Genomic DNA, 14,846 nt, shown 5'->3' on the forward strand with positions numbered 1-14,846 from the left:
TAGTTGCTTATGGATTATGACTCTTTTTCTTCTTCCAATTCCACTTCATGACGCAGCTGAGCTTTGTAAAGAGTAGCATAATATCCGTTCTTATCCAAAAGCTCAAGGTGCTTCCCTTCTTCTACAATTTTACCATGCTCCATCACAATGATCTTATCAGCTTTTTCGATGGTGGAAAGCCTGTGGGCAATAATAATGGAGGTTCTGTTCTTTGTAATTTTTTCTGTTGCTCTCTGGATAAGTTTTTCACTTTCATGGTCAATGGAAGACGTTGCTTCATCCAGTATTAAAATTTTCGGATCCGATAAATAGGCTCTCAGGAAAGACAGCAATTGTCTCTGGCCTAAAGATATTGATGAACCTCTTTCGCTCACTACATAATCATATCCGCCAGGAAGCTGCTGGATAAACTGATCTACCTCAATTTCTCTGGCACCAGCTTTTATTTTATCTAAAGTTATACTGTCGTCTCCAAAGGAAAGGTTTTCAAAAATACTTCCATGGAAAAGGAAAACATCCTGTAAAACGACTCCGATATGACTTCTCAGATTATAAAGCTCGTAATCTTTTAAATCCACATCATCAATCAGGATATTTCCGGAATTGATATCATACAATCTTGTAATCAAACTGATAATGGTTGATTTCCCGGCACCTGTTGCACCAACAATAGCTACTGTCTCTCCCGGATTTACTTTAAAATCAATCCCTTTCAGAACTTCCTGTTTTTCATCATAGGCAAAATGTACTTTCTGGAATTCAATTTTTCCGGCGAAGTGATCTTTCTTCACCGTTCCGTTATTCGGCATTGCATTTTCTTCATCCATTAATCCCAATACTCTTTCTGCTCCCACAATTCCTCGCTGGATATTGTTGAAACGGTCAGCAATCTGTCTCAAAGGGCGAATCAGCATTGAAATATACTGGATAAAGGCAATCACCACCCCTGCACTGATTGTAATATATCCTCCATAGAAAAGGATAAATCCTATGAATAATGAAGAAATAAGTTCCACTACAGGAAAGAACAGCGAGAAAATAAATACGGTTCTCAGTAATGCTCCCTTTAGTGTAACATTAATATCATCAAATTTCTTAAATTCAGATTCCTGTCTGTTGAATACCTGAATAATAGACATTCCCGCCAGTCTTTCCTGAACAAAAGAGTTCTGATTGGCAGTCCAGTTTCTCTCGTCTCCAAAAGCTTTCTTCAATCTTTTTTGAAAAAATCTTGTAATGACTACCATTAAAGGTAAAATAGCCAGCGTAATGTAACTCAGGTGAACATTGGTGCTGAACATCATAATCAGTACAAACAGAATTCTCAGTATATCCCCGAAAACCATCAGGAAACCGTCTGTATATACTGTAGCAATTGTTTCCACATCTCCTACCGCACGCGTTACCAGCTGCCCGATTGGGGTTTTATCAAAAAATGAAGTTTTGAAATAAATCAGCTTAGCATATAACCGCTCTCTGATATCCCTGATTACATTCTGTGAGATAAAATTTGAAAAATAAACCAGGAAAAAGTTTAAAATCGTTTCAGCAAACACCAATCCTACAAGGATATAGATATGCTTCATCATCAAAGCCTTATCATGGAGCTTTGTAATATCATTATCCACCACCTGCATAGTAAGATACGGCCTGTAAGTAGAAACAATGGAAAGGAATATAGAAATTATAAGAGTAAGGATGAACCATGAACGGAACTTCATTCCGATAAAGAACAGCCTTTTTATAATCTCCCAGGTATCTTGTTTTTTCATTGTACGAATCGAAAGAAAGAATTAAAATAAAATTCTATGCAAAAATAAGACTTTATAACCGGACTGCGTTTACAACTTTTGCAAATCGTCATAGAAAATTTCAGATACCTACCATTTACAATATGAATATATTAAGCATTCTTTTCTTCGCCTGTTTCTCCATTAATGACATAAGAGCCAAAAACACCATCAACAATAAAAACTCTTCAGACAATCTGAACTCTTCTTGAAATCAAACTATTTCTATGATGAATTGATGAAAATTTTAAAATTCATATCCCACATCCACCAGATACAATCCGTGTCCCGGTGCTGAAGTTCCTGCTGCGTTACGGTTTTTATCTTCAATTACTGCACGAAGATCTTCCGGTTTCAGTTTTCCGGTTCCTATTTCAACCATTGTTCCAACAATAGCACGAACCATATTTCTGAGAAAACGATTAGCTGAAACAGTAAATTTAAGTTCTGTTCCGTTCTGCTCCCACTCCGCTTTATACATTTTGCAGATATTGGTCTTATTGTCGGTTTTTAATTTCGAAAAACTGGTGAAATCCTCATATTCAAAAAGAATTTTGCAGGCTTCATTCATAGCATCAATATCCAGAGTTCTTTTCCAGTGCTGCCAGGCAGATTCTTGGGTAAATGGATTTTTTTCCAGTGAGATATAATATTCGTAGGTTCTATATGTAGCATCAAAACGGGCATGAAAATCATCTTTTACCGGAAAAATCCTTTTAATGGAAATATCAGGCGGAAGAAAACTGTTCAGCCTGCGTGGAAGCTGATCATTTATTTCATGTTCAGTATCAAAATGGGCAAATATTTTTTTGGCATGAACCCCGGTATCAGTTCTTCCTGCTCCTGTAGTTTTAATCTCTTCCCTTAAAATTGTGGAAAGTGCTTTTTCCAGTTCTTCCTGCACAGAAATGGCATCCGGCTGTATCTGGTAGCCGAAATAATTCTTCCCGTTGTAAGAAAATTCAATAAAGTATCTCAATGTATTGTAATAACTCCACAAAAATACTTTAATTTAACGAAATATTTGTTGAAAAGTCTTTGAGAATGTTGCACCAAATGCTTACGAAAATTCCTATTTTTGCAATCGTATGAAAAGATGGTACCTTTATCCTTTTTCCCTTGGTTATCATTTGGTAACGGGTATCCGGAACACAATGTATGATCTGGGAATTTTTAAGTCGACAAAATTCAAAACTCCGATAATCAATGTCGGAAACCTTTCTGTGGGTGGTAGCGGAAAGTCACCCATGGTGATGTATCTTGCCCAATATCTATCCAAACATTACAGAACCGGAGTACTTTCACGAGGCTATGGAAGGCTGACAAAAGGCTATGAAGTAACCAACTATGAAAGCAACTACAAAATGGTGGGTGATGAAGCCATGCAGCTTTTTGAACGTTTTAAAAACCGTTTTGTCATTGCTGTTTCAGAAGAACGTGTTCCCGGAGCCAAAAAAGTAATTGAAGATATGGACCTTGAAGTTCTCGTATTGGATGATGCTATGCAGCACAGAGCGATCAAGCCTGGATTCAATATTCTGATGACTGACTTTAATGATCCTTTTTTCAAGGATTATGTTCTTCCTGCCGGAGATCTGAGAGAATCAAGAGCCGGATATAAAAGAGCAAATATCATCATGGTAAGCAAATGTCCTGATGAACTTACTGAAGAAACAAAAAGATATTATATCTCAAGAATAAGACCTTCTTACGGACAGAAAGTTTTCTTTTCATCCATTGGTTATGACGAAAATGTATACGGAAAAGATAAAATGCTTCCGGATAACAACCTGAATTATTACGATATTTTACTGATCACCGGAATTGCCAATCCTAAACCGCTTCTGGAACATCTGGCAAAATTCTCAAAAAGGGTGAAACATTTAAAGTTTAGAGACCATCATAATTTCACGGATGATGATATTAAAAAAATCCTTGCCGAGTATAAAAAATTAGGAGAATATAAGCTGATATTAACCACTGAGAAAGACTATGTACGTCTGAAAACTTTTGACTATCTTAGAGATATTGTTTACTACTGGCCTATCAATGTACTTATTGATAAGAAAGAAGAATTCAATCAAATCATCTTAGATTATGTTAGAAAAAATTAAAGAGACCGCAGATTTTATTAAAAATATTATTCAGGAATCCCCTGATTTTGCGGTTGTTTTAGGATCCGGATTGGGAAAATTGCAAAATGAAGTAGAACCAATCCATGTTTTAGAGTACAAAGACATTCCCCATTTTCCACAGACTACAGTGGCCGGACATACCGGAAAACTTATTTATGGACTCCTGGAAGGGAAAAAAGTACTGATGATGAGCGGCCGTTTCCATTATTATGAAGGACATTCTATGGAAACTGTGACTTTTCCTGTGAGAGTTTTTCATTTACTGGGCATTCAAAATCTTATTCTTTCCAATGCGTGCGGCGGCGTAAATCCAGCTTATAGCGTTGCAGATGTTGTCATTCTGAAAGACCATATCAACATGATGCCTGAACATCCGCTTCGTGGAAAAAATATAGATGAGCTTGGACCACGTTTTGTGGATATGAGCGAACCTTATAACAAAAAAATGATTGCTGTGGCAGAACAAGCAGCTGCAGATCATCATATTAAAATCCATCAGGGAACTTATGTTGCCTTACAGGGACCAACTTTTGAAACTCCGGCTGAATATGGCATGATCAAAGCGATCGGCGGAGATATGGTAGGAATGAGTACCGTTCCGGAAGTCATTGTTGCCAGGCATATGGAAATGGATGTATTCTGTATTTCGGTCATCACAGACCTTGGCGGACCCGATATTGCTTTGGCCGTTTCTCACGAAGAAGTTTTAAATGCAGCCAATAAAGCAATGCCCAATGTAATTGCTGTTGTTAAAGGTTTGATTAGAAATTACCAATAAAAAATCATCCAAATATTCTCATAGAAGCCATCAATATTATAAATTTTTCCTAATTCAGCAGAAATCAATCTCAGATTGCAATTCATTGTTTAGATTTGTACACATGAAATTGTACAAAATGAGAAAGTTGATAGTAATTTTTATGATGGGTATTTTTGGAATAAGTTATTCACAAAAAGCTCCTGCTGTTCTTAAAACAGGGTTTTCAAAAGAAGCTTTACAACAGAAACTGGAAGATGAAGAGGGAAAATCCATTACAGTTCAGCAGATTCTTGATCACCATAAAGGAAAAGTTTTGGTCATTGATTTTTGGGCAGGATGGTGTAGGGATTGCTTAAATGCTCTACCAAAAGCTAAAGAATTAGAAGAAAATAACAAGAATATAGATTTTGTATTTTTATCATTAGACCGTTCAAAAGAAGGGTTTGAAAAAAGTCTTGAAAGATTTGACATGAAACACAAAGAAAATTATTGGTTTGCTTCCGGGTGGAAAAATGATTTTAATAATTATGTGGATCTTAACTGGATTCCAAGATATATGGTGATTGATCAGAAATCTTCTATTGCAAAATATTATGCAATATCTCCTGAAGATCCTGAACTTCAACAAACTATAGATAAACTTTTAAAATAACTTTCATCTATTTTCCTTCAAAAAAACATAAAAAACTCATTGAAACCGTTGCTTTTCAATGAGTTTTAAAATTTAAGATATATAATAACATCATGATCACAAGAGAAGCCACAGAACAGGATTTAGAAATCCTTTTAGAATTTGAACAGGGAGTTGTTACTGCCGAAAGACCCTTCAACAGTACACTTATAGAAGGAGAAATTCATTATTATGATTTAAAATATCTGATACAGTCTCCGGAAGCAACGGTAATTGTTGCTGAAGAGAATGACGAAATCGTTGCATCAGGATATGCCCTAATCAAAAAGTCAGAAAAATATTACAATCAATTTGAGAAATATTCTTATCTGGGGTTTATGTATGTAAAGCCGGAATATAGAGGAAGAGGCATCAATAAAGTGATTACAGATGAGCTTATTGCCTGGTCAAAATCAAGGGGAATCAGTGAAGTAAGACTTGATGTATATGCTCAAAATGAATCTGCCATAAAAGCTTATGAAAAAGCAGGTTTTGAACCTCATCTTCTCACCATGAGACTGAAATAGTAAAACGATGGAAGCAGGAAGATCGAGAATGGAAGTAATTTCAGTGCAATTAATAATCAGTTTTTTTAATTTTCAATAAATGGACATTCAATTTTTATATCGTCCTCATTAACTTCCTTCTCCCAGCTTCAGACTTCCCTTCTTAAAATAATTTACCGTAAATAAAGGAATCCATATCTTTGTATATGGATTTTTCTTTGCCACTTCGTAAAATTATTCATGTTGACATGGACGCATTCTATGCTTCTGTGGAGCAGCATGATAATCCTGCATTGAAAGGCAAGCCTATTGCAGTTGGAGGGCAGCATCGCGGTGTAGTTGCTGCAGCAAGCTATGAAGCCAGAAAATATGGAGTACGTTCTGCAATGCCCAGCAAAACCGCAAAAGAAAAATGTCCGCATCTTATTTTTGTTCCTCCCCGATTTGCCAGATATAAAGAGATCTCCAAAAAAATCCGGGAGATTTTCTATGAATATACTGATCTGGTAGAACCTCTTTCTCTGGATGAAGCCTATCTGGATGTCACCGAAAATAAAAAAGGAATGGAATCTGCCAACCTGATCGCCAAAGAAATCCGTCAGAAAATCTTTGAACAGACGGGTCTTACGGCATCTGCAGGAATTTCAGTCAATAAGTTTTTGGCTAAAGTGGCTTCAGACATCAATAAACCGAATGGCCAGAAAACAATTCATCCTGATAAAATGGAGCATTTCCTGGAAGAACTGCCTGTAGAAAAATTTTACGGCGTTGGAAAAGTTACCGCTAACAAAATGTTTAGTTTAGGAATTTATAAAGGAAAAGATTTAAAAAAAAGATCTCTTGAAGATCTGGTAAGACTTTTCGGGAAGTCCGGGAAACATTATTACAATGTAGTACGCGGTATTCATACTTCTGAAGTAAAACCTCACCGAATCCAGAAAAGTGTGGCGGTGGAAAGAACTTTTTTTGAAGATCTTCTGGATGAACAGCAGATCAATGAAAAACTGGAAAGCCTTGCTCAGGAAATTCATCAGAGATTGCAGAAAAATAATATTCTTGGAAGGACTTTAACTTTAAAAATAAAATATAAAGACTTCTCTCTTTTCACAAGGAGTATCACCAGGGAAGATTATTTCTCGTCACCAGAACAGTACGTCAGCACGGGAAGAAAACTATGGGAACTCCGCCCTTTCGATAAAGCTGTACGCCTGCTCGGGTTGTCTCTCTCTCAACTGAATACGGAAGAAAAAAAACAAGTTTCCGTTCAACTAAAAATCCCGTTTGAGGAATTTGAAAATGAGTAGGTCATATTTTTTCGCTACCTTGTATCAACCAAATCAGTAAATTTATGAACCCAACCATGATTCAGTTTTTCCACTGGTATTCTGAAGGAGACGGAAAATTGTGGAAAGAAGCCGAAAAACAGGCCAGATACTTAGCAAAACTTGGAATTACTTCTGTATGGTTTCCTCCAGCCTATAAAGGAACAAATGGCGGTTATTCTACCGGATATGATGCGTATGATCTCTATGACCTCGGAGAATTTGACCAGAAGGGAACCATACCTACAAAATATGGTATTAAAAACGATTATACAAAAGCCATTAAAACCCTAAAGAAACAAAATATACAAGTGATTGTAGATATTGTTCTGGGACACAAAGCCGGAGGTGATGAACTGGAAAAATTCAAAGTGGTAAAAGTAGATGAGGAAAACAGAGAAAAAGTAATTTCTGATATTATTGAAATCGAGTCTTATACCAAATTCACCTTTCCCGGAAGAGGAAAAAAATATTCTGATTTTGAATGGAATTTCACCTGTTTCAGCGGTGTAGATTACGCAGAAGGTATGGAATCCCACATTTATAAAATACAGTCTGAATATGGAAATGATTGGGAGGAAATGATTCACGACGAAAAAGGAAATTACGACTACCTGATGTACAATGATATTGAACACCGGAATCCTTTTGTACGGGAAGAACTCAATCGCTGGGCAAAGTGGTATTTTGATCAGACTGATTTTGATGGAGTCAGACTGGATGCTTTGAAGCATATTTCGTTCGATTTTTATAAAGAATGGCTCACAATGCTTCGTTCCAATTCCGGAAAAAATATCTTCGCTGTAGGAGAATACTGGGCTCCCGGATATCTTCATCTGCTTCAAAAGTATATTGAGGTGACGGAAGGCTGTATGAGTCTTTTTGACAGCTCTCTTCAAAATAATTTTCATAATGCTTCAAAAGAAGGAAGTTCTTATGACCTCCGAAGAATTTTTGATGAAACTCTTACTCAGGCAGATCCTATGCATTCTGTAAGTTTAGTGGCCAATCATGATACCCAGCCGCTCCAGGACCTTGAAGCTCCCGTAGAATCCTGGTTTAAACCTCTTGCTTATGCTTTAATCTTATTGAGAAAAGATGGATATCCATGCGTTTTTTATCCTGATTTGTATGGCGCCCATTATGTGGATAAAGATCGCGGAGGTCATGATCAGGAGATATTTATGCCTAAAGTAGATGGAATAGAAGAGTTATTAAAAGCCAGAAAAGAGCATGCTTATGGAGACCAGAAGGATTATTTTGAGGATGCTAATTGTCTTGGATGGGTTCGTACGGGTGATGATGAACATTCAGGTTGTGCTGTAGTATTAAGCAATAAGGATGCTTACAACAAGCCTATGGAAGTGGGACAGCTTTACACTGGTAAAAAATTTAAAGATCTTTTGAAACGATTCAAAGAAAAAGTAACCATTGATGAAAACGGATGGGGAAATTTCCTTGTTCCGGCAGGAAATGTAAGCGTTTGGATTCCCGAATAAGATTAAATTTCAATAAAAATATAAGAAGTTGTCTCAAAAGTGTCATTCTGAATAAGCCCCTTGTCAAGGTTTAAAACCTTGACAAGGGGCTTCGCTCATTAGAAGCCTCTTTCAGTTTATGAGGATCTGCAGATTAGCAATAGATGTATCGGCAATTCCAAATATCTGTAGCCCATTCACAACATTGCCCGTCTTCGGTGGAAGTACAGCATACTTTACCCCAATTCAGATCTCCAGCCTTTATACTTTTCAGTTCCTCACGTTTAAGTTTTTTCACTTTGAAATCTTTATTTGCTTTCATAATTATTATTTTATGGTTTACTAATTAAATATACATTAAAAATTATAATTACGAATCAATATTCAACACTAACTACTTGATTTAGTATATATAACCCATAATAACATCATAATATAATAGTAAAAACAGAGCTAAATAATCCGTCAAAAATTCATTGATTTTTTGTCATCCTTTAAAAAGGTAATGTTTACATCTTCAGTTCGGATATGTATTAATATAAAGGATTTTTCAATGGAAAAAATATAATTACATCTTACGGATTTCCAGGATTTCCGGTTTTTCGGATGTATCAGCAATTTTTCCGGTTCTGGCAAATTCTGCCCAGAGAGCCCGCAGTTTCTTACCGTTCTCATGAATACGGCTCCAGGGGATATCTTTCAACATTTCAGAAGATTTCCACGCAGATTCGTTACCAAAGATCAAAGGAAGATCAATACAGTGAGAAGCTCCGATATGATTGTCTTTTAATGTTGAATAAATTCTGAACAGATAAACATTTCCGCCAGCATCAGCCAGATTTTCAGCAAACCGCCTCGCTGGATTTCCATAGATAAATTCTGTAGTTTTCTCAACAGTTTTATCCATGATTTTTAATCCCAACCCTGTTCCAAAATATTTATTTAAAGCTTCAGAAGTTTTGAGATAAAATGCAGTTTCATTATTATTCAGACCAATCAGCACATCATATTTCATAGCATTCTTTTTCCACATTCCCACTGATTCTTCTTCTTTACATAAAGGAAAACATCCGTATTGAGTACCAAAAGGCATCGCAGCTTTCAGACCGTATTTGATGATGGATGGTAAAAATTTTCCGTATTCATCCATCATTTTTAACACGTCAGTTTCATCTTTCAATGCTTCTGTTTTTTTCAGAAATTCTGCGGCCATTTTCTGTCTTTGATGGCGTAACCCCAAAGGCGCACTCTGGATAATAACACGCTGAAATAAATCTTCCACTCCTTCAGAAATCATTAAATGAGCAATCGCATCACCTCCTGAAGACTGCCCGAGAAGGGTGATATTATTTTCATCTCCACTGAAATCTGCAATATGGGTTTTTATCCACTTTAATGCTTCAATCATATCCAGGAGTCCAAGATTAGCAGGCCTGGTTTCATCTCCGCCCAAAAAGCCAAATAATCCCAATCGATACGAAACAGCAACAACGATGACATGCTGTTCTTTCACCCATTCGGAGGGATCTGAAGTGGCAAGATCACCACAGCCTATTTCATGAGATCCTCCATGAATCCAAACTATAACAGGAAGTTTTTCATTTTCAGAAACTGTTTCAGGACGGGTAATTGAAAGATACTGTGTAAATTCATCAGCTTCAAAACTGTCAACAGGAGTAGCTCCAATCATTTTTTCCACAAGCGGACTTAAAGTTTGAGGGCACACCGGAGTTTTTTCAGGAGCAACAATATTTGATGATGAAGATTCTGCAGCAACAGGTTTTTGAAATCTTTCAGAATGGGCATAGCGGATACTTTTAGCCCTGATAATTCCTTCTTCTTTCAATGCTATAATTCTCCCGAAACGGGTATCAAAAATAAAGGTTTCTTGCTGATTTGGTGTCATCTTTACAATGGTGAAAACTTTTCTCTTTAAATTTAATTATTTAAACACAAATTGCGCAAATGAAAGCACAGATTTCCACTATCCTTATTATGGCATTTGTGAAACAGTGACTGTTATTCGTGTTAAAAATCCAGAAAATAATCTAAACACAAATTGCACAAATGAAAGCACTAATATCCACTAATTGTTATAGTGTTATTTGTGAAACAATTAGTGTTATTCGTGTTAAAAGATCTTAGTTCAGGATTTTGTATTCACTTGGAGAAATACCCACTTTTGCTTTGAAGAGTCTTGTAAAATGCTGTGGATATTTGAATCCTAGATCATAGGAAATCTCACTAATTGTTTTTGCCTGATCCATAATCTGTTCTTTGGCAATATCAATAAGTTTGTTGTGGATAAATTCCTGAGCGGAAATTCCCAGCTCTTTTTTAATCAGGTCTCCGAAATAATTAGCAGATAAATTCAGTTTTTCTGCAAAGTAATTCACCATTGGGAAACCGATATTTTTAGGGTTTTCAGATTTTAAATAATCATCTACCAGATTTTCAAATTTACCGATCACTCCCTGATTGATATGATCTCTTGTAATAAACTGACGGTCATAAAAACGCATACAGTAATTCAGAAACAGCTCAATATTATTTACAATTAAAGATTTGCTGTGTTTATCGATAGCCTGCTCCAATTCCAGTTTAATATTTTTAAAGCATTCCAATATGATTTCCCGCTCTTTTTCAGAGAGATGTAAGGCTTCGTGTACATCATATGAGAAAAAGGAATACTCTTTAATGTTCTTACCTAAGTTTGTTCCTTTTATCAAATCGGAATGGAAAATTAATGCGGAACCTGCGGGCTGAACATATTTATCTTTGTTATAAATTCCATAGGTCTGTCCGGGGGCAATAAACACCAATGTTCCTTCCTGATAATCGTAGCTGTGTTTTCCATACTGCATGTCTCCACACATTACATCTTTCAGAAAAACGGTATAAAACCCAAATTTTCTTTTATGCTGGCAGATAGGATCAGATTTAGAAAAATCGATCACACTTACCAGCGGATGCAGAGTTTCATGATTGGCCATTTTATTGTATTCCGAAACACTATTATAGATTTCAACCTCCTGATTTTCCATGAAGTATATTTTTATTACTATTCAAAATTACCACTTTCTGATGTAACTGAAATAGGGTCTGTAAAATTGGTAAGTAATTCGGTAATCTGTATAAGTGTGGTTTACCGGAAAGTTTCGACTTTTGTATCGTTATGCAAACTTTTAATACAACCACCTTTCCAAAAGGGGAAAAAGCTCCTGCAGATTATTTCTCCGGAGAACGGCGTGGGTTCACATCCTGAAACCCAATGAAGACAACCTGAACTGCCAGATAGGAAATGTCATTTTTGAACCAGGATGCAGAAATAACTGGCATTCTCATGGCGGCGGGCAGATTTTAATTGTAACTTCAGGAACAGGATACTACCAGGAAAAAGATAAACCTGTACAGATTTTGAACCCGGGAGATATCGTCAATATTCTTCCCGGTATCATCCATTGGCATGGTGCCGACCCGGACAGTGAATTTACCCATATCGCGATCAATCCCAACACTCAAAACGGGGTTATAGAATGGCTGCAGCCTGTAACGGATGAAGAATATAACAATTTATAAACCTAAATAAACTAAATATAAAAATGAGTACAATCACTGTAAAAGCTTATGGTGCAGAGTCTACCACAGCAGATCTGAAAGAAATGAATATTGAAAGAAGAGAAGTAACCTCAAAGGATGTAGAAATTGAAATCCTATACTGCGGGGTATGCCACTCTGATCTTCATACAGCAAGAAATGACTGGGGCGGATCTTTGTATCCTGTAGTTCCCGGACATGAAATTGTAGGAAGAATTACTAAAGTAGGAAGCGATGTTTCCAAATTTAAAGTAGGTGACCTTGCCGGGGTTGGATGTATCGTAGATTCGTGCGGACATTGCGACAGCTGCCAACATGATCTTGAGCAGTATTGCTTAAATGGCTTCACGGGAACTTACAATGGAAAAGATAAACATTTGGGAGGTCATACTTTTGGAGGATATTCTCAAAAAGTAGTTGTGGATTCCCACCACGTTTTAAAAGTGCCTGAAAATCTTGATCTTGCAGCAGTAGCACCACTTCTTTGCGCAGGTATTACAACCTGGTCACCTTTAAAACACTGGAATGTAGGTCCTGGTTCTAAAGTAGCTGTTGTAGGACTGGGTGGTTTAGGCCACATGGCGATTAAGCTGGCAAAAGGATTGGGAGCTGAAGTTACTTTATTCTCAAGAACTCCGGGAAAAACAGACGATGCAAAACAACTGGGTGCGGATCATGTTGTCATCTCTACTGATGAAGCACAAATGGATGCTGTAAAAGGAAAATTTGATGTGATCATTGATACTGTTCCGTATGTACATGATGTAAATCCATATGTGGCAACTTTAAACATCAATGGAACTCATGTTCTTGTGGGATATCTGGGAGGTCTGGAACCTATTTTGAACACTGTTCCTATGATTTTGGGAAGAAAATCTGTAGCAGGTTCAGTAATTGGTGGTATTGCTGAAACTCAGGAATTATTGGATTTCTGTGGAGAACACAATATTGTTTCAGAAATTGAAATGATCAAAATGCAGGACATCAACGAAGCTTATGAAAGAATGTTGAAAAGCGACGTAAGATACCGTTTCGTCATTGATATGCAGTCTTTATAATTCTTTTGAAGAATATTAACAAAAACAGGTGCTTCGGATTGAAGCGCCTGTTTTTTTATTTTTTAAGATTTTGGCTAAAAGCATTCTGATCCTGATTCACGATATATTTATTTCCTTCAGTGCATTTGATATCATTTCTTTCCATATCCTGAAAAGCCCATGCTGCCATGGCATCAATAACAGGAGCCAGCTCATTACCTGCTTCACTCAGTTTATAAGTAACATGAGGCGGTATTACGGGTTTTGCAGTTCTGATAATCAATCCATCTATTTCTAATTGCTTCAGATGTTGAATGAGCATTTTTTCCGTTACGGCAGGAATTGCTTTTTTCAATTCGCTGTATCTTTTTTCTCCTGTGGAAAGATTAAACAGGATAATGGGTTTCCAGAATCCTCCAATCCTTTCCATCACATACATTACAGGGCAATCCTGCACTGTCTTTCTGTTTTCCTGAATGGTTGAACTTTCTTTGATTGCGGTCATATCTACATACTTTAGGGTAAGTACTTGTATAAAAGTAAGTACAAATATAACTTTGTTCTCAGAAATAAAAAAATATTTACATATGAAAATCGTAATCACAGGATCATTAGGAAATGTAGCTAAACCATTAGCGCAACAATTAATTGCCGAAGGGCATACTATTACAGTAGTAAGCAGCAACGATGCAAGAAAACAGGATATTGAATCTCTGGGAGCCACGCCAGCCATAGGTTCTATTACAGATGTTAACTTTTTAACTCAAACATTTGAAGGTGCAGATGCTGTTTTTGTAATGACACCTCCGGCTATCAGTCCGGATAAGATTGTGGAAAACACTACCAATGCAGGAAAAAATTATGCTGAAGCTTTAAAAAATGCCAACGTAAAAAGAGCTGTAATGCTAAGCAGTGTAGGCGCAGAATCTCCTGTAGAAAACGGTCCTATCGCAGGTCTTCACCATATTGAAAAAATATATAACGGCGTAGAAAATACTTCTTTCACTTTTTTAAGAGCCGGATATTTCTATAATAATTTTTTCAATGATATTCCTTTAATTCAAAATGCCGGAATCATTGGTGGTAATTATCCTGCAACTATTGAAGTACCTGTAGTACATCCCAAGGATATTGCCAAAGCAGCAGCTGAAGAACTGGTAAAAGATGGAAATACCAACAACATCAGATATATTGTAAGCGATGTAAGAACAGCTTCGGATTTTGCGAAAGTTTTAGGAACTTCTGTTAACAAGCCTGAACTTCCATGGGTAGAATTCTCTGATGAAGATTCTTTAAACGGAATGCTTCAAGCCGGATTACCTGAAGATATGGCTCATCTGTATGTTGAAATGGGTAGAGGAATAAGAACAGGTGTTGTTCAGAAGGATTTTATTGATCATGGCTCTCCAGTTACAGGAAATGTTAAGCTAGAGGGTTTTGCTAAAGAGTTTTCTTCTAAGTTTTAATTTCCACGTTAATCTGTAAAATAAGTTTCGGTTAGGTCCTTTGAGAATGATGGAACAATCAATTACCAGAATCATGGAAAAGAAT

15 protein-coding genes are annotated in these 14,846 nt (G+C 36.6%); 9 read left to right on the plus strand and 6 right to left on the minus strand.

Going from position 1 to position 14,846, the window contains the following annotated elements; translation table 11 throughout:
- Nucleotides 1–14: 14 nt before the first annotated feature.
- Together ACTJIP_RS05820 and truA are read right to left on the minus strand one after the other, a co-directional pair.
- Complete coding sequence (locus tag ACTJIP_RS05820; RefSeq protein ID WP_077418916.1) at nucleotides 15–1,772, minus strand: ABC transporter ATP-binding protein; 1,758 nt, start codon at nucleotides 1,770–1,772, stop codon at nucleotides 15–17.
- A gap of 265 nt (nucleotides 1,773–2,037) precedes the next feature.
- On the minus strand, nucleotides 2,038–2,769 hold the full coding sequence (gene truA / locus ACTJIP_RS05825; RefSeq protein ID WP_440704226.1) for a tRNA pseudouridine(38-40) synthase TruA: 732 nt from the start codon (nucleotides 2,767–2,769) through the stop codon (nucleotides 2,038–2,040).
- 109 nt (nucleotides 2,770–2,878) lie between these two features.
- Here truA and lpxK point away from each other — a divergent pair, with 109 nt between their 5' ends.
- From lpxK to ACTJIP_RS05855, 6 genes are all read left to right on the plus strand, one after another.
- A complete protein-coding gene (lpxK, locus tag ACTJIP_RS05830; RefSeq protein WP_047386127.1) occupies nucleotides 2,879–3,904 on the plus strand; it encodes a tetraacyldisaccharide 4'-kinase in 1,026 nt (341 codons plus the stop codon).
- Entirely contained in the window at nucleotides 3,888–4,703 is an 816-nt protein-coding gene (locus ACTJIP_RS05835) for a purine-nucleoside phosphorylase (protein WP_219071802.1), read from the plus strand. Before lpxK ends, ACTJIP_RS05835 begins: the two co-directional genes overlap by 17 nt.
- A gap of 118 nt (nucleotides 4,704–4,821) precedes the next feature.
- Nucleotides 4,822–5,337, plus strand: coding sequence for a TlpA family protein disulfide reductase (locus ACTJIP_RS05840; protein WP_219071803.1), 516 nt, complete (start codon nucleotides 4,822–4,824; stop codon nucleotides 5,335–5,337).
- A 92-nt stretch (nucleotides 5,338–5,429) separates the two neighbouring features.
- Entirely contained in the window at nucleotides 5,430–5,882 is a 453-nt protein-coding gene (locus ACTJIP_RS05845) for a GNAT family N-acetyltransferase (RefSeq protein ID WP_219071804.1), read from the plus strand.
- A gap of 185 nt (nucleotides 5,883–6,067) precedes the next feature.
- A complete protein-coding gene (dinB, locus tag ACTJIP_RS05850) occupies nucleotides 6,068–7,165 on the plus strand; it encodes a DNA polymerase IV (RefSeq protein ID WP_077418911.1) in 1,098 nt (365 codons plus the stop codon).
- A 44-nt stretch (nucleotides 7,166–7,209) separates the two neighbouring features.
- Entirely contained in the window at nucleotides 7,210–8,682 is a 1,473-nt protein-coding gene (locus ACTJIP_RS05855) for an alpha-amylase (protein ID WP_219071805.1), read from the plus strand.
- Nucleotides 8,683–8,815: 133 nt separating this feature from the next.
- Here ACTJIP_RS05855 and ACTJIP_RS05860 read toward each other — a convergent pair whose 3' ends face one another.
- The 3 genes from ACTJIP_RS05860 to ACTJIP_RS05870 all read right to left on the minus strand — a co-directional run bounded on the left by ACTJIP_RS05860 (nucleotide 8,816) and on the right by ACTJIP_RS05870 (nucleotide 11,705).
- Nucleotides 8,816–8,983 (minus strand): hypothetical protein, encoded by a 168-nt coding sequence (locus tag ACTJIP_RS05860; RefSeq protein ID WP_175627285.1) that lies wholly within the window; start codon nucleotides 8,981–8,983, stop codon nucleotides 8,816–8,818.
- 246 nt (nucleotides 8,984–9,229) lie between these two features.
- Nucleotides 9,230–10,567 (minus strand): carboxylesterase family protein, encoded by a 1,338-nt coding sequence (locus ACTJIP_RS05865; protein ID WP_219071806.1) that lies wholly within the window; start codon nucleotides 10,565–10,567, stop codon nucleotides 9,230–9,232.
- Between the two features lie 235 nt (nucleotides 10,568–10,802).
- Nucleotides 10,803–11,705, minus strand: a complete 903-nt coding sequence (locus ACTJIP_RS05870) for a helix-turn-helix domain-containing protein (protein WP_219071807.1) — start codon at nucleotides 11,703–11,705, stop codon at nucleotides 10,803–10,805.
- Nucleotides 11,706–12,024: 319 nt separating this feature from the next.
- Between ACTJIP_RS05870 and ACTJIP_RS05875 the strand changes: the two genes are divergently transcribed.
- On the plus strand, nucleotides 12,025–12,240 hold the full coding sequence (locus tag ACTJIP_RS05875) for a cupin domain-containing protein (RefSeq protein ID WP_232539107.1): 216 nt from the start codon (nucleotides 12,025–12,027) through the stop codon (nucleotides 12,238–12,240).
- Between the two features lie 23 nt (nucleotides 12,241–12,263).
- Nucleotides 12,264–13,316 carry an NAD(P)-dependent alcohol dehydrogenase gene (locus ACTJIP_RS05880; RefSeq protein WP_077418906.1) on the plus strand — a complete coding sequence of 351 codons (1,053 nt, stop codon included), beginning with the start codon at nucleotides 12,264–12,266 and terminating at the stop codon, nucleotides 13,314–13,316.
- A gap of 55 nt (nucleotides 13,317–13,371) precedes the next feature.
- Here the strand turns inward: ACTJIP_RS05880 and ACTJIP_RS05885 are convergent, their stop codons facing one another.
- Nucleotides 13,372–13,800: a winged helix-turn-helix transcriptional regulator gene (locus ACTJIP_RS05885; protein WP_077418905.1), complete on the minus strand. Its 429-nt coding sequence runs from the start codon at nucleotides 13,798–13,800 to the stop codon at nucleotides 13,372–13,374.
- Between the two features lie 82 nt (nucleotides 13,801–13,882).
- On the opposite strand from ACTJIP_RS05885, the gene ACTJIP_RS05890 reads away from it, so the two are divergent.
- The gene (locus ACTJIP_RS05890; protein ID WP_077418904.1) at nucleotides 13,883–14,761 is read left to right on the plus strand and encodes an NAD(P)H-binding protein; all 879 of its coding nucleotides are present in this window, start codon (nucleotides 13,883–13,885) and stop codon (nucleotides 14,759–14,761) included.
- Nucleotides 14,762–14,846: the final 85 nt, after the last annotated feature.

Source organism: Chryseobacterium sp. 22543 (assembly GCF_052044565.1).
Lineage (GTDB): Bacteria > Bacteroidota > Bacteroidia > Flavobacteriales > Weeksellaceae > Chryseobacterium.